We start from the raw sequence: 16,130 nt of genomic DNA on the forward strand, positions 1-16,130 counted from the left end.
CGCTACTTCGAAACACACACGGCCACGCCGGAATCAACAGACCCACATCACGAAGTGATGCTGGAGTACTAACCGTCAACGATGGTTGCCTTCCCGCCTTTGCTGAGGCGGGGCCTCCCCTCTCTACGGTTCGCGGGCAGAACTCTTCGCACAAATACCGTGCGCTCCAATCCAGGGAAGGCCGCTGTGAGTTGCACCCACCCCTGCTCACTAAGTACGACCTGCCAGCCCTCGGCGCAGACCGCATCGGACGGCGGTCTGTGACTTAGCTGGCCCCGGACTCGGAAGACAGTGCGAGCGCGCCAGCCACCATCCGCACCAACCCACTCGAACTGACGTTGACCGAGTGTCCATCCAAGCTCGTGCGCAACTGCCGGATGGAGGGCAAGCCACTCCAGGCGCTCTGCATCGGAGTAGCGCGCACGTCCTTGAACGACAAGCTCGCGATCCGCCCAACTGAGGTCACGGAGCGCCGGGTATCTCGACGCAGCGTCCGCTGTGACCTCCCACGTCGAACCTGAATCTGGAGCGATGAGCGAACGAGGCGGTCGTTCACGATGGTGGGTGCGGATCCAGCGTTCCTCCTCTGGGATTCCCCAGGCGAGCCATCGCCAGCTCGATTGCTCAGCAAGAATCTTGTTGTTCGAAAACTCAGAGGCGTATGAATCAGCCGCGTCCGATGCCTCGTCGCACCAGTCCTCCGACGGATAGTCGTTGTTTCCGGGGTCCCTCCACGGCATCGGCGTTGTCCCATCCAGAGGGAGCGGAGGCGTCCAGTTTGTCGCCTCGTCGATCATGAGATCGAGGAAGAACGAACGTGCACCGCCCGGCAGGACTCGCGCATCGATCAGTTCGGCCAACACCTGCGCACAGCCCCGACGGCCAACCATGTACGCCCAGGGTCGATATGTGTGCAGATTCCCTCGCACCCTCAACCGGTCCGCGTGATCACGATGACCGCCCTCGGTCCATCTATCGGTATCTGCCTTGCCGAGAGCTGCGGCGCGGTGGACAAGCGTCGCAACCGCGACGCCGACCTCGTCGGCAATGGCGTCGAGATACTGGTCGAACGGGCCGATGACCTGCTGCGGGTCGGTAACGTCGACGTACGGTACCCCGTGCTTGTCCAACTCGGGAATGCCGCGTGCCGGTAGGGGCGGCAGGTCCAGGGAGTAAAAAGCCGGAAGGTCGTTTTGCGTCAGCGCGGGTGCCTCAAGATGCTCAAGCTCCAAGAGCCGACGCGCCAACAGTCGAATGATCACGTCCTTGTCCGATGCACTTGCGAGAAGCGCCGAATCCAGGTTCGGGCGCCGATCAAGCCCAGTGCGGTTGCAAACCTCGATCAGTACGTGAAGTGCAGCTTCGGCAGCCCAACCTCCGCGACCAAGCACCTCGGCCAGAACTTCCTGGACCACAGCCCGATGCGACTGATGAGCGGCTGAGAGAACACGGCGTGCTCCGAAATCCATGATCCGAACCGGATGTCCGAGTTGCCGACCCACCCACTCCAATACTTCCACCTCTGGAGTCTTTGAGGTGCGCGTGACCAACTCAGGCAAGGAGTCGATCGCCGGTGCAAACACGTCAAGGTAGGCCCGCACCTCCGACCAGCACTGCGCGACCAGATCCTTGCCACCGAAGAGCTCTGCGAAGCGCCTCAGATCCTTGGGATAGAAGTCACCCCCGATAGCTCTGGATGCAACTAGACCTGCCAGATCGCGAGCAGCAAGCTCAACGAGTTCGTCACCGGCTTGCCGCACCGCTGCCTCGAACAGGGTCACACGCCTGCCTCCGTCATAGTGAAGCATCCAGCCATACGCCTTTGTCCGAGCAAGAATGCGACTCAGTGCTGCTCGTGCTTGCTCGACTGCTCCTGCGCGCGCCGCTAGACCGGCGAACGATGCGACGGTGGTCGGCTCCAGTGCGAGACGCTCTGCCTCGCTCAAGAGTTCGACCGCAAGCAGTCTCGGCACCACACCTTCGAAGCCGGCGATCGTCCGAGACCACAGCTCGACGTTCTCTGGAGTCGTCTCCGAGATCTGCTTGGTGCGCATCTGCCCCAACATCGTTGGTAGCTGAATCACACCCGCATCTCCAGATTCTGGAGATGCCTCCGGCGGCTCTGACTCCGGTGAGGCGTCCGACCTCCCTCCGTCAGGAGCCGACCACAGACGTTTCGCCTGTGTGAACCGCTCAGCTAGTTCGACCGCGTTGCCGCTGCGGCCGACCAGAAGGTCCTCGATACTCGCAGGCGTCTCAGTACTCAACGGCATCAGGAGTTCGGTCAGCACAGATGCCACCAACTCTGGTTCCACCTCCGAGTTCTCCGCTGCACCCTTGACGATCGAAAGCACCATCTTGACCTCGGACAACACCCCGCGATTGCACAGAGACGCACCCATGTCGATGGCGAGCCCCGGGTCGTAGGCGAAGACCGCCTTCACTAAGTCGCCAGCAGCCTCAGAAGCTTGGCCTTGTGCCCCGTCGGTGGCCGATACGAGTCGTCGGGCATACGTCCGAGCTTCGTTCAAGAACGTGTCGCGATCGATCTCCCCGATCTTCGCGGCCTCGACCAGCCATGCCAACCAAGTCACGAGCTGGAAGTCGTCGTGATGCTGCGCCGGGCCCCAACCGTATCGATGTGCGTTGCCAACGGCACTGATGGCCTCGGCGCGATCACCGAGCTCGGATCGCGCCTTCGCGATCTCAAGCCACGCGGCGGCGCTGCCATGGGGATCGTTCTCTTCCCCCATCAGGGACTCTACCGACTGCAGCTCGGCAGCACACCATTCTGCTGCCTCGGCGAAATGGGCGGCAGCGCGAACAACGCCAACGCGCCGACAAATCGACCAGTAGGCACCTCGTTCAAGGCTGTCCCAAGCCAGCTTGAACTGGCCGAGGAGTCGTTCGAGTTGGGCGTAACCTCCGCATCGATATGAGAGTTCGATCAGCCGGGCGTATAGGTCAGGCGCCGCATCAGTGAACAGATACCACCCGGTCCAATCGTGCGTCGTTGAATAGGGAACATCCAGCAGACGAATCACAGGATCGGCCACTGCGGGAACGTCAGGCGCAACCGCCTTACCGAGCGTGCACGCAATCGCTTGCGCTTCGAGTTCGGCCACGCGTGTGAGCGCGGCGGTAAACCGGCGCCGTTCCGGCCCCTGATCCGATCCTGGCGCGGTAAGCCCATCCGCGGGCAGGTGGCCGTAGACCTTGATCCGCTGCGCCAGAGCCCGCATGCGGAACACCCCGAGCATCGTGTTGTACGGAGCCAGCCCTTCAGAACCAGAGAAAGAGGTCGGCCAGGCGGCCTTTGTCTCGGGCGGCAGGAGGCGCGTGAACTCCTCGCTCTCAGCGAGCCCCGCCCTAGCTAGTACCTCCGCCGAAGCAACCCGGAGTGAGAGCGCAATTCGCCTGGATGAAGGTGCGACTTCCTCGTCGTCATCGTCTGGACCGTCGGCCAGGGGACCAACAGATGTCGGCGCCGAGGCTTCCGCTTGAACTGCCTCAAGCGCCAGCATCATCTGTACCTGCCGCAGCACCTCTGCAGTTTCCCCGTCTGCTTGTGCTGACCGGGCGCTGATGACGTGCCTGCGCGCACGCCAGTCGATGTCAGATTCAGTATCAATCCGCTCAGCGACCAGCGACGTAGTCGTTGGATCTCGGACGGCATCCGCCAAGTCGAAGCATCGGGCGTGGACGGCGTTTCGCGCGGCGATAGCTGCCTCTCGGTCCTCTCGGGCTTCGCGCTCCTCTCTAGTCGGGTTCCACCCCGCCTCGTTGTATTCGACTTCAGCGGTCGGGACGGGCAGTAGGTGGTCAAGTTCGTCCAGCACTCGGCCTATGCCCGAGCGGTGACACGTGACCTCAGCCCAATCAGCAACACTCTCAACCCACTCCCGTTGTCTGTTGCTACGTTCTCCGACGAGCCCTCCGAGTCCGCCAATCGCTCGAATGATCGCGTTAGCGTCCTCCAGGGCGTTCGAAGCCGCCAAGGCAGTGGCAACCTTAAGAGCAGGCGCTGTTTCGATCCGGAGGCTCCTGCCTTGGACCGTGTGCTCGACGGCGCTGCCGGGATCTACCTCAGATATGGCCGTTGCGATTTCTTCGGCGCTAAGCACGTAACTCCGCTGGTTCAGTTCATTCAGGAACATCAGCGACCGAAGCAATGCTCGGTAGTCACCCGCTTCAGCCGCAGCTCGGACTGCGACCAGTGCCTGATCACGTACGGCTCCGAAAGGCCTGCCGTCAAAGAGTTTTTGGCGCAGCGTTCCTGGGACAGCTGCTTCCAGCACCAGCTGAAACTGACCCGCGAGGTACCGCTGAGCGAGCTCCTCGTCCCGGTACTGGGGCCAATCGGTGCTCGCAGCGCACCGCTCAGCCAACTGTTCGTGAAGTTCCCGAGAACGCCATTCGCGGAACTCACCGCCAATCAAAGCCGTTTGCTCAACGAGGAACCGCCGGAAGCTGTTGTGAATAAAGGTCCACTCGTTGCCCACACGCCGAAAGAAGGTGTGCGTGCGCTCAACGAACCGCGACACCGCCGCTGGCTCGACCCACGTTTCCAGCCATGCGAGGTCAACCGGGATGCGCAACCGGGACACGGTGCCTAGTACCGACAGAACATCGTCATCGGTGAGCTGAGAGCCCAAGTAGTGCGTGTACCGGCGATCGATACTGCCGCGATAGCCAGATGCGTCCATGAGCATTTGCTCGGCATGGGCTCGGCGCTCGTCAACGTCGCCCATGCTCTCAAGAGCGCGTAGATCCTGAATCATGTACGTCAGGACCAGCGGGTGGCCTTCGCTCCTATCAACGAGGCTTGTCATTTGACCAGGATCAAGCCAGTCTGCGACTCCAGCCAAACTCGCGATCGCCTCAACTTCTCCATCGGACAGCGGCGACACCTCGACGATCCGCTCATCTTCGTTTAGAGCCTCTCGGATCAGAAGCGGAAGAATCGAGGTCGTCTGTGACCCAATCAGAATGCAAACACCATCGGGCAGCGCGGCCGGGGGCGGCAACTCGTCCAACAGCGAGCGCGTTGGATTCTGCTCGCGCGGAATGTGATCCAGCCCGTCGACTATGATTGTGGTGCGAACACCGTCCTGGGCGAAGGAGTCGCCAGCACGAGCGAGCTGATCGAACAATACTTCCCGCTGGCCGAGCAGATCGCTGCCGAAGCCGTTGCGGTATACGCCGGCCTCTTCGAGAGCCAATGAGAGGTCATGCATGAAACTCTGGGCCTCGCCACGACCGCTGAAGGGATCGGGTGCGTCAGGGACAAACGCGTAGTACCTAACGACTCGACCTGGAACTGCCAAACTTTCGACGAGCGTGGACTTCCCCGAACCCGGCGGGCCGATGAGCGCCACGTAGCCGCCCGTATGGCGCTCAAGCACATGCTCAAGCGCCATGCGCGCCGCCATGTTTGCGTGGTATGTCTCCGGGACTGGAAACGTATGAGGGTTCCGGTACTTGACGCGCTCCATCCATCCAAGCCGCTGCATTAGCTCGGTGCGAGTCAGTTCGACGGGCCGAGCAGGATCTACGACAACTGACTGCAGAATGCTTGCTAGGTGACTCAAGTCAGCCGAGTCGCGGGTCGAAACGAGTTCAGAATGATCGAGCGGGACGAATGAGAACTCAAAGTCTCGAAGGAAATCTGCGAACTGGCCCACCGTCAGCCCGGACGAGACCGACAGCGCCTTCCAAGCGTCCGACCATGATGCGACCAGGTCGAGGCTGCTGACATCCGCCCAACAGTGACCTGGATTCAACCGCAGGTACTTGGCCAGCGGCAACAACGAGCGGTTCAAGAACGCTGCGAAGTGCCGTGGCGCAGTTGAGGCAGATGCAAGCGCCGTTCCCGCCTGAGGCGTCGAAGTCGATGGAAAGTTGTTGGTGCACAGGTGGATGGTGAGCGGGCCGTCCCAGCCCGCGCGAAGGCGCTGCCACGCGTTGGCGAGCTCATACAGCAATGACCGGCTCTGCCCGGAAGTCCCTGTCAAGTCGCTCCATGTGAAAGACCCGGGATACTGCGACCACTTGACCTGTAGAGCGTGCCTGCGACCTGAAGCGAGAAACTGAAAGTCATCAGCAACACCGGCATCGGGATCCGCGACCCGGATCCACTCAAGTAGTGGCAGGTGGCGCTGAACGACCTTCGCGGCAAGCGCGAACTGAGCGGTAAACCCGACCAGCGCATTCCGCTCGCCGTCGCTCGGGATTGAGTCATTCGAAACCGTTGACATTGGTCCGTATCACCGTTGGGTTAGAGGTCGTTGACCATCGTGCAGGATCTTCACTCAGATGCGGAAACACCATCTGGCACAACGGCCCTGCCATGATACCACCACGATCAGCCGGTCTATGGAACCTGTCGCGCGACAATCAAATCCATACCGGACCGTCGCCGAAGGTGAGCCAGATCCGGAAAATGCCCAACAGGGCCCTAACCTCGATATTTCATGGGGATGATGTGCTGGCCTGATCCGGTTCGGATTGGTGTTTGCGGCCGGAACGGCCGCAAACGGCAGGACGGGCTGGCCCGTTCAGCGGGTCGGCTGCCGGGTTCCACGGGCCCGGAGGGGAGTCGTCCTTTCGTTTCGGAGGGGTGGTTTGTGCTGGTCAGCCGGGTTGTAGCCGGTCCAGTGCGGTCAGGATCAGCCTGGTGTGGGGCCAGTGGGCGGGGAGTCGGAGGTGGGTTCGGCGGGTGTGGCGGGCGATGCGGGCGGCGAGGTTGAACAGGCGCAGGCGTAGCCGTTTCGGTTCCCAGCGGCGTGCGGGATGGTCGGCCAAGGCGAGCATCTGCATCCAGGTGGTGAGTTCGCAGGCCAGGCAGACGATCTCGATCCAGATCCGGTTCTGATCGAAGCCCTGCAACGGGAGGTTGGCCAGGCCGGTGTCTTTGGCGCAGCGGATCCGGTCTTCGCAGCGGGCGCGGCGGCGGTGGCGTAGTTCCAGATCGGGGAGTTGCCCGCGGCGGGTGTTGGTCGCGAAGGCGGTCAACCTGAGTCCGTCGCGGTCGGTGAACCGTAACTGCGCGCCCGGATGCGGTCGCTCTTTCCGCACGATAAGCCGCATGCCGGGCGGCCAGCCGGTCAGATCGAGAAGTCCGGTCACCTCGGCCACCCACGCACCCTCACGCACGCGCCCGTCGGCGTCGTAGGCGGGTGTCCATGCCCGTGCTGGTAGTAGATCGACTGCGGCAGCGATGGTGTCGTTGAGCAGGAAGCCGACGGAGTATTGCAGGTGCCGCGCGGTGAGGTAGTCGAGGAACTCGTGGGTGCCGCCACCGGAATCGGCACGCACGAGCACTTTGCGGCCGACCCGGTAACCGGGCCGGTCCGGCAGCTGCCGCAACGCCGCAGCCAGGACGTGCCTGTGGTCGGCGGCGGTGTTGGAGCCGGCGTTACCCGGCCGCAGCCCGATGACCAGGGGTTCACCGCTGCCGGCGGCGCCGTGGTCGACCCAGGAGGTCAGCGGGTGATGCCCGAACGTCATTTTGAACGTCGGTCGGGCGTGTTCTTTGTCCGAATGCGCGACCGTGATCGTCGCGTCCAGGTCGATGACCAGTGGATTCTCGGCATCGATGTAGTGATCGGGCCCGTGCTCACCGGCGAGTTCCCACGCCACCGACCTTGCGGCAGCGCGAGCAGATCGTATGGCCGACACTGCTTTCGGCGCGTCAGCGGCCGGCGCGGCGATGGTCCGCGAGACCGTCGGGTCCGATGCCACCGACCCGAACACACCGGGTTCGGCACGCAGCACACCGATATCGGCGAGACAGTCCCCACCGAGCGCGATCGCCACCGCCAGGTCCAGCACGACCTTCCCCGGATCATGGCTGGCGAACCGCTTGCTCCACGGGACCAGGGCCTGCGACAACCTGCTGGTCAGGTCCACTTTCTCCGCGGCGACCTTCAGCAAGCCGTATTGTCGCAGCTCAGAGCACCATTCTCTCGTCAAGGAAGCCGACCCACCATCAACCCGGGTGAAAACCCGAGGTTAGCTGCATCAGGACACGACGTTGGTGACGCCGGTCCGGAGGTAACCGGCCGGGGCGGTCACCGGTGGCGGTGAATCCCCCGACGGTTCCTGCCGCGCTCCCGTCGGGCTTGAGCAGCCCTGGATCGGCTTGTGGGGGCAGGGTCTCGGCAACGCGTACGCGGAGGCGTCTCAATCGACTAGTCTGAACTCGTTTGTGCAGGTCAGGGCGTGGGTGTAATGGTCGAGTCGCCCTACCGATGCCGGTCCCCCACCGAATACGCCGACGCCAACCACATCGACCACCCACCAGCGGTGTATCTACGCGAAGACCAGCTCACCGACCCCCTCGACCACTGGATCGCCACAGCCTTCGCCCCACCGACGATCCAACAAACACTCCAGGCAATCGCCAACGCGCGACCCAGCCACAACGGCACCGCCCTCGTCGACCTACAACGCCAGAAAGCCGAGAACAATCGTAAACTCACTCAATACCGCCAGGCCCTGGAAGCCGGCACCGACCCGATACTGGTCGCCGAATGGACACAGGAAATCCAACGCAACAACCAGCTCGTCGACGCCCAGATCCGACAACTCACCGGCCATGAGGCCACAAGACAACTACGTCCCGATGAAATCGAATACCTGATCGAATCCCTGGGCGGAATCGTCACATCACTCCGAAGGGCCGACCGACGACGCAAGGGCGAGCTGTATCGCCGACTGGGCCTGAAACTTACCTACTGTGACGCCACATGGACGGTGCTTGCGAAGCCGGGAGTATCTCGTTAAGGGTGTTTCCGGCGGTTTCTCACAGTAGGTTTGGGCGTCGGGCCAGCGGTCGGCGAAGGTGATCGTGAACGCGTTGATCGCTGGCTTCCAGCGCATGGTCCATCGTGCCCGACCGGCACCGGTCGGGTCGAGTGAACGGGTCACCAGATACAGGCACTTCAGGGCGGCCTGTTCGCTGGGGAAATGCCCGCGGGCCTTGATCGCGCGCCGGTAACGCGCGTTGAGTGACTCGATTGCGTTCGTCGAGCAGATCACCCGCCGGATCTCGATGTCGTAGTCGAGGAACGGGATGAACTCCTCCCACGCATTCTCCCAAAGACGCACGAGCGCACCATATTTCGTGCCCCACTTCTCGGTCAGATCATCCAGCGCCGCCCGGGCGGCATCAGCGTTGACCGCGGTGTAGATCGGCTTCACATCCCGCTTCAACGCGTCCCAATGCTGCCGCGCGGCCAGCCGGAACGTGTTGCGGATCAAGTGGATGATGCAGGTTTGGACCGTGGCCAGCGGCCACACGTTCCCCACCACCTCCGGCAGGCCCTTCAATCCGTCGCAGACCAGGAAGAACACGTCCTTGACGCCGCGGTTGCGGATCTCGGTGAGCACACTCATCCAGAACTTCGCGCCCTCACCGCCGGAGCCGGCCCACAACCCGAGGATGTCTTTCTCCCCGTCGACGGTGACCCCGATCGCGGCATAGACCGGGCGGTTGGCGACCTGCCCATCACGGACCTTCACCACGATCGCGTCGATGAAGACGGCCACGTAGACCTCGTCGAGCGGCCGGCACGACCAGTCCTGCATCTCCGCAAGGACTTTGTCGGTGATCCGGGAGACTGTCTCCTTCGACACCGACGCCCCATAGATCTCGTCGAAATGCGCCGAGATCTCACCGGTGGTGAGTCCTTTGGCATACAGGGACAACACGATCTCATCGACCCCGGACAGTCGGCGCTGCCGCTTCTTGACGATCTGGGGTTCGAAGCTGCCGTCCCGGTCACGGGGCACCTCGATCTCCACCGGCCCGGTCGTCTCGGTCAACACGGTCTTCGACCGCGTCCCGTTACGCACGTTCGAGGTGTCACGCTCCTCGGGGGCCTGGTTCGGTTCGAAGCCCAGGTGCTCGGTCATCTCCTCGTTCAACGCGGTCTCGAGGACCGTCTTGGTGAACTGTTTCAACAGCCCGCCGGGCCCGGTCAGCGACAGGCCCTGCTCCTTGGCCATCCGAAGTTCCGCCGCTGCCAGCTCCTCAGCCGAGGCCAGCGGCCCCTTCTTCCTCGTCACGCCATCAAGTGTCGCCATCTCGGCACCTTCCCGCTGACCATCGGTCAGCGAATCAGGCCGGAAACACCCTTAGACCCACAGTCCCCACCACGGCCGGATCCGATCCGAATCCGCCTTCGCCAACCTGGCCGGCGTCGCACCACAACCAGCTTCATCAACACCGTCCGCCACCGCCTCAACCGCGGCGGCGACCGCCAACTCAACCGCGCCTTCGACATCATCGTCCGGACCCGCCTCAGCTACGACCCCGATACCCGCGCCTACGCCGAACGCAGTCGCGCACAAGGAAAGTCAGCACGAGAAATCCGACGCAACCTCAAACGCTACGTCTGCCGCTCCGTATTCCGGCAACTCCAAACAACAACCACTCCGGCTTGACAGGAGCCATAGCAGAGTCATTTTCCCGGCAGATCGGCCTGGGCGAAATAGGCGCCGGCGCGTTTCAGGACCTCGTTCTCCTGTTCCGGTAACCGGATCCGCCGTTTCGCCGCCCTCAGCTCGGCCGACTCCGTGGTGCTGGTACCGGGTTTCGACCCCTGGTCCACATCGGCCTGACGCATCCATTTCGACAACGTCATCGGATGGATCCCGAAGTCCGCAGCGACCTGTTCCAGCGTCGTCTCGGCATCGCGGTCACGCGCAACGCGCACGACATCGTCACGGAACTCACGGGGGTAGGGCTTGGGCACAGCAACATCCTCTTAGCCCGCCCACAGGCAAGCCAAATCAGGTGTCACCTACACATGCAGCAGTCCCAAGTCCTCACGGGTGATCAACGCTGCATAGGCGGGGCGATCTGAATACACCCAGTTGTCCTTGGTATCGGTCGACGGCGGGGTTCACGAAGCACCAGGAACGAGGCATGTGATGACACTTGAAGGCGATTACCGACGGCTCTATGTCGACGGTGAGTGGAGGGCTCCGGCGACTCCGGACCTGATCACGGTGATCTCGCCATACACCGAAATGCCGATTGCGCAGGTGCCAGCCGGTTCTATCGCCGACATCGACTGCGCCGTCGCCGCCGCACGCCGGGCCTTCGACTCGGGCCCGTGGTCGCGCACGACCCTCGAGAACGCATCGCGGTCGTGCGTCGTCTGCGTGATGCAGTGCTCGCGCGGCACGACGCCATCGCCGAGTTGGTCACCACGGAGATGGGCTGCACAATTACCCAGTCGCGAGCCATGCAGGCGCCGGGCGCGACCGCCCTGCTCGACATGTTTCTCAAGCACGCGCCGACGCACCCGTGGTCGCAGGTGCGGCCCGGTCCGACGATCAACGCGCTGGTGACCCGCGAGCCCCTCGGCGTCGTGGCCGCCATCGTCCCGTGGACTCGCCGTTCGTGCTGTCGATCCTGAAGATCGCGCCGGCCCTCATCGCCGGCTGCACGGTGGTGCTCAAGCCGTCAGCGGAGGCGCCGCTGGACTCCTTCGTCCTGGCCGAGGCGCTGATCGAGGCCGGGGTACCAGCCGGGGTGGTGAACATCGTCCCCGCCGATCGCGGTCCCAGCGAGTACCTGGTCAAGCATCCCGGCGTGGACAAGGTGTCCTTTACCGGTTCGACTGCCGCAGGTCGCCGTATCGCCGAGCTGTGCGCCGCCGACCTGCGCCGGGTCGGCCTCGAACTCGGCGGAAAGTCCGCCGCGCTGGTCCTCGACGACGCCGATCTGGATGTCGTGGTCGACTCCGTGCGAGCCGTGTCGCTGCGGTACAACGGTCAGGCCTGCAACAACAACAAGACGCGGATCGTTGTCTCACCCCGGCGCCGCGACGAGTTGCTAGCGCGGCTCGAGGCATTGGCGGCCGCCATGCCGGTGGGTGATCCCTTCGATCCCGATACCGCGATCGGTCCGCTGGCCAGCGCCACACAGCGCGACCGCGTCGAGGGCTACATCGCGTCCGGGCTCGCCCAGGGCGCAAACTCGTCGCCGGTGGCGGGCGTCCGGAGCGCCTCGAGCACGGCTGGTTCGTGGAGACCACGGTCTTCACCGATGTCGACCCGAAGATGACCATCGCGCAGGAGGAGACCTTCGGTCCCGTCCTGTCGGTCCTCACCGCGCGGGACGAGGACGACGCGGTGGCCATCGCCAACGACTCGGTCTACGGGCTCAACGGATCGGTCTTCTCCGCGGATGAGGAGCACGCGCTCGCGGTGGCGCGCCGGATCCGCACCGGCACCGTCGAAGTGAACGGGCGCTCGGCCGGCTTCGGTACCCCGATCGGTGGCTTCAAGCTGAGTGGCATCGGCCGTGAAGCAGGCCCCGAAGGTTTCGACGAATACATCGAATTCGCTCTCCGCCACCCTGGCGGACAAACTCGGCTGACACAGCAAGAAGGAGCTTCATGGACAGGCTGAAGGACAAGGTCGCGCTCATCACCGGCGCGGCATCCGGGGATGGGCGCCGCCGACGCGCGGCTCTTCGGCGCGAGGGCGCCAAGGTCGCGGTGTCGGACCTGCGACTAGACGCGGCGGAGAAGGTGGCCGCCGAGATCACCGAGGCGGGCGGCGAAGCGCTGGCGCTCGGCCTCGACGTCACCGATCCCGAACAGTGGCGGGCCACGACGGAGAAGACCGTCGAGGAGTTCGGTGGCCTCGACATCCTGATCAGCAACGCGGGTCTGCCGGGGGCTCCGACCACGTGGGACGATGCGTCACTGGACGATTTCAAGAAGGCCATCGACCTGAATGTCTACGCCCACTTCCACGGCATCCAGGCGGCGCTGCCGCATCTGCGCGCACGCGGGGGTGGTTCGATCGTGGTGCTGTCCTCGATCGCCGGGCTGATCATCTGGCCGAATCTGCACCCGTCGTACTCCGCCCAAGGGGGCGAGCCGGCTGCTCGGCAGGAACGCGGCCGTGGACCTGGCCAAGGAAGGGATCCGGGTGAACTCGGTGCACCCCGGCATCATCCACACCCCGCAGAGCGACTACCTGGTCTCCGATCCCGAAGTGCTGCCCGCCCTGCTCGCCGGCATCCCGCTCGGTCGTGTCGGAAAGCCGGAGGAGGTCGCGAATCTGGTGCTTTTCCTGGCCGGTGACGAGTCTTCCTACATCACCGGTCAGGAGTTCGTGATCGACGGCGGCTATACCGCGATGTAGTGCGCGAGTGGCGTCGGGGCTCTCGGAGGGGTTGCCCCGAACTGCTTGTCGTCGTAAATCATTCGCTGCGCGGGCCCGCAAGTCCGTGCAGCATCAACTGGAGCACGACCTCGCCGGTGTCGGCGGAACGTGCCGAGGCAGGCCAGCGGGCGATCTGTTCGGACGTGTGCACCGCGAACAGATGCAGGATGCGCGGATCCACGTCATCGCGGATCTCGCCGGATTCGACGGCGGCGACGACGAGTTCGTCCCACAACTCGGAGAAGGCTTCCAGTTCCGGCCTGAGGCGTTCGCGCATATCGCCCGGCAGGTCGTGGTAGTTGCGGCTGTGCGCGGAAGATACGGCGCCGATCTCGAGCCGGACGGCGATGAAGGCTCGCAGCGCCGCCGACAGGCGCGCACCGGGGGAGGCATCGGGCATCGTCTCGACCACACGGCGGACCCGACGGTGTGCATGGTGGACGCCGTCGCCGAGCACCTCCTCGACGAGCTGTTCCTTGGAGTCGAAGTAGTAGTACAAGCTGCCGGTCTGCATGCCTGCCTCGGCCGCGATGGCGGTCAGACGAGTGTGCCGATAGCCGTACTCGGTCAGGACCTTGCCCGCCGCGGCGACGATGCGCGCCCGCGTGGTCTCCGATTTCGACGTCCGCGGCAGGACGACGTCGTCGGGCTCGGTCGTGGTCATGTCACTCCTCGTTGCAGTAGTCGTCGACGACCCGATTCTGGCACCCGGCCGGCCCGTTGGTCGCGGAGCGGTGTCCAGGCAGCAAGCCGTTTTACATTCTTGAGATTATAGATAATATAATCTAACGTGGCTTTAGACAACGCTCCGTTCGGGGCATGCGATTCCGCCATCCAAGGAGAACACCGTGGCCATCTTGAAGACCGATCTGTGCGATCTGCTGAACATCGAGTACCCGATCTTGCAGGCGGGCATGGGTGGCGTGGCCTTCGGTCCGCTGGCCGCGGCGGTCTCGAAGGCAGGTGGTCTCGGCACCATCGCCGCCATCTCGCCCTCACCCGAGCGGGTGGAGGAGGAGATCGAGTACGTCCGCAGCGTGACCGACAAGCCGCTGTGCGTAGATATCGGTTTTCCGCCGCGTGCCCCGCAGAACCCCGAGCCCGTCCCGGCCGACGAGATCCCGGAACCGATCAAGGAACTCGAAGCCGAGATGCGCGCGCTCGGCATCGATGTCCAACCTGTCGACGACAAGGCGATGGGCATCGACGACGCCAAGCGCAAGATGCAGATCTGCCGCGAATACGGCGTGGAGGTGATCGCCTGTGCGCTGGGTACCCCCGCGTGGGCGGTCGACGAGGCGCACAGCTGGGGCGCCAAGACGATCTCTATGGTCGGTCGCGCCTCGCACGCGAAGCGGGCCATCGCCAACGGCACCGACATCGTGGTCGTGCAGGGCACCGAGGGCGGCGGCCACACCGGTGACGTCGGCCTGATCACCCTGCTGCAGGAGGTCCTCGACTTCGCGACAGTCCCGGTCGTGGCCGCGGGCGGCATCGTCACCGGCGACCAGATCGCCGCGGTGCTGACCCAGGGCGCGCAGGGAGCGTGGATCGGTACCCGGTTCATCAACACCGTGGAGTCCAGCGTCGGCCCGAACTACAAGCAGTCGATCGTCGAGGCCGACCACGACACCACCATCCGGTCGCTGATCTTCGATGGCCTGTACGTGCGGCAGCTGCAGAACCGCTTCACCGATGTGTGGAAAGGCCGTGAGGCCCAACTGCTTCCGTACCCGCACCAGCGCGTCGCGATCAGCCCGGCGCGTTTCGCCGCCGCTGCTGCCGACCTCAAGGACCAGCAGGCGCTTCCCGCCGGGCAGGGTTCGGGGCTGATCCGTGACGTCGCACCCGCGGCGGAGGTGCTCGAGCGTCTCGTCGCCGAGACCGCCGCCGCCCTCGACGCGGCCAAGGGCCGTATCCGCTACGGCAGCTGACCACCTGTCGACCGAAACTGGAGATTCCCGTGAAGCCTTACCGTTCCATGCTCTTCATCCCCGGCCACAAGGCGGCCTGGGCGGACAAGGGCGTCGCCTCGGGCGCCGACGCCCTGATCCTCGACCTGGAGGATTCGGTGCCCCCCGCCGACAAGGTCGCCGCGCGAGATGTTGTCGCCGCGACCATCGACCGGCTCACCGCCGAGGGCGCCCGGCCCGACCTGTGGGTGCGGGCGAACCCGGACGAGACCGGTCTGATGTCCGGTGACCTCGAAGCGGTCGTCCGGCCCGGCCTGAAGGGGCTTTTCCTGGCGAAGATCTACAACGCGCGCGATATCGTGCGCCTGGATGCGGTGCTCAGCCACATCGAACGCCTGCGCGGCATGGCCGACGGTACGGTTCAGCTGTTCGTGTGTTTCGAGACGGCGCGGTCGATGGCCGACTGCGAGGCCATCGCTGCCGCGAGTCCGCGCGTCGCTTCGCTGCTCGGCGCCACCGGCCCGAACGCCGATGCCGGACGCGAGCTGGGCATCGAGTTCACTGAGGAGGGGCTGGAGACGCTGTACATGCGCAGCCGGATCGTCTTGGCTGCACGGTCCAACGGCCTGGATCATCCGATGGTGGGTGTGTGGCAGGACATCCGCAATGTCGACGGATGCCGGCGGTTCTGTGAGGACAACCGTCGCCTCGGTTACCGCGGTCTGGTGGCCATCCATCCGCTGCACGTCGCGGTGGCCAACGAGGTCTTCGCGCCGTCGCCGGCGGCGGTGGATGAGGCGCGCCGGTTGATCGCCGCGTTCGAGGAGGCCGAGGCCGCGGGCAGCGCGGCGGTCGACTTCGAGGGCCAGCACGTCGACATCGCGCATGTCAAGACTGCCCGGGCACTGATCTCGCTCGCCGAAGCGGTCGGGGTCGGGGTCGGGGTCGGCTGACCGTCCACAGATCACGCCGCCCCCGTCCGCGACTGTGCGGACGGGGGCGGCGCTGCATCGGACGGTCGGTGTG

At 64.4% G+C, this 16,130-nt stretch carries 7 protein-coding genes and 5 pseudogenes; 6 read left to right on the plus strand and 6 right to left on the minus strand.

The features are described 5' to 3' along the window. Window positions 1–68: 68 nt before the first annotated feature. The 4 genes and pseudogenes from AC1HFH_RS12805 to AC1HFH_RS12820 all read right to left on the minus strand — a co-directional run. Entirely contained in the window at window positions 69–6,257 is a 6,189-nt protein-coding gene (locus AC1HFH_RS12805; protein ID WP_480247663.1) for a hypothetical protein, read from the minus strand. Window positions 6,258–6,633: 376 nt separating this feature from the next. Further along, a pseudogene (locus AC1HFH_RS12810) lies at window positions 6,634–7,923 on the minus strand (IS1380 family transposase); the annotation flags it as partial. A 522-nt stretch (window positions 7,924–8,445) separates the two neighbouring features. Further along, entirely contained in the window at window positions 8,446–8,601 is a 156-nt protein-coding gene (locus AC1HFH_RS12815; protein WP_480247664.1) for a hypothetical protein, read from the minus strand. A 210-nt stretch (window positions 8,602–8,811) separates the two neighbouring features. Beyond that, window positions 8,812–10,089: pseudogene (locus tag AC1HFH_RS12820) on the minus strand (IS256 family transposase); the annotation flags it as partial. A 67-nt stretch (window positions 10,090–10,156) separates the two neighbouring features. Here AC1HFH_RS12820 and AC1HFH_RS12825 point away from each other — a divergent pair. Continuing rightward, window positions 10,157–10,449, plus strand: a pseudogene (locus AC1HFH_RS12825) (transposase); the annotation flags it as partial. A 17-nt stretch (window positions 10,450–10,466) separates the two neighbouring features. Here the strand turns inward: AC1HFH_RS12825 and AC1HFH_RS12830 are convergent. Further along, a complete protein-coding gene (locus AC1HFH_RS12830) occupies window positions 10,467–10,760 on the minus strand; it encodes a transposase (protein ID WP_480247665.1) in 294 nt (97 codons plus the stop codon). Window positions 10,761–10,938: 178 nt separating this feature from the next. Between AC1HFH_RS12830 and AC1HFH_RS12835 the strand changes: the two are divergent. The 3 genes and pseudogenes from AC1HFH_RS12835 (at window position 10,939) to AC1HFH_RS12845 (ending at window position 13,170) form a co-directional block, all read left to right on the plus strand. After that, window positions 10,939–12,426 (plus strand): annotated as a pseudogene (locus tag AC1HFH_RS12835) (aldehyde dehydrogenase). Further along, window positions 12,414–12,830 (plus strand): annotated as a pseudogene (locus AC1HFH_RS12840) (SDR family NAD(P)-dependent oxidoreductase); the annotation flags it as partial. The pseudogenes AC1HFH_RS12835 and AC1HFH_RS12840, both read left to right, overlap by 13 nt. A 97-nt stretch (window positions 12,831–12,927) precedes the next feature. Beyond that, window positions 12,928–13,170, plus strand: a complete 243-nt coding sequence (locus AC1HFH_RS12845) for an SDR family NAD(P)-dependent oxidoreductase (protein ID WP_480247666.1) — start codon at window positions 12,928–12,930, stop codon at window positions 13,168–13,170. Window positions 13,171–13,228: 58 nt separating this feature from the next. Here AC1HFH_RS12845 and AC1HFH_RS12850 read toward each other — a convergent pair whose 3' ends face one another. Next, the gene (locus tag AC1HFH_RS12850; protein ID WP_480247667.1) at window positions 13,229–13,855 is read right to left on the minus strand and encodes a TetR/AcrR family transcriptional regulator; all 627 of its coding nucleotides are present in this window, start codon (window positions 13,853–13,855) and stop codon (window positions 13,229–13,231) included. A gap of 184 nt (window positions 13,856–14,039) precedes the next feature. On the opposite strand from AC1HFH_RS12850, the gene AC1HFH_RS12855 reads away from it, so the two are divergent. Beyond that, window positions 14,040–15,125, plus strand: a complete 1,086-nt coding sequence (locus AC1HFH_RS12855) for an NAD(P)H-dependent flavin oxidoreductase (RefSeq protein WP_480247668.1) — start codon at window positions 14,040–14,042, stop codon at window positions 15,123–15,125. Between the two features lie 29 nt (window positions 15,126–15,154). Continuing rightward, entirely contained in the window at window positions 15,155–16,057 is a 903-nt protein-coding gene (locus AC1HFH_RS12860) for an HpcH/HpaI aldolase/citrate lyase family protein (protein ID WP_480247669.1), read from the plus strand. The last annotated feature ends 73 nt before the right edge of the window (window positions 16,058–16,130 follow it).

Source organism: Nocardia sp. KT25-26, assembly GCF_056627695.1.

Bases quoted from the DNA above. Each gene is read 5' to 3' on its own strand.
- AC1HFH_RS12805 (WP_480247663.1), bottom strand. From the start codon at position 6,257: ATGTCAACGGTTTCGAATGACTCAATCCCGAGCGACGGCGAGCGGAAT.
- AC1HFH_RS12815 (WP_480247664.1), bottom strand. From the start codon at position 8,601: ATGGCCGGTGAGTTGTCGGATCTGGGCGTCGACGAGCTGGTTGTTGCG.
- AC1HFH_RS12850 (WP_480247667.1), bottom strand. From the start codon at position 13,855: ATGACCACGACCGAGCCCGACGACGTCGTCCTGCCGCGGACGTCGAAA.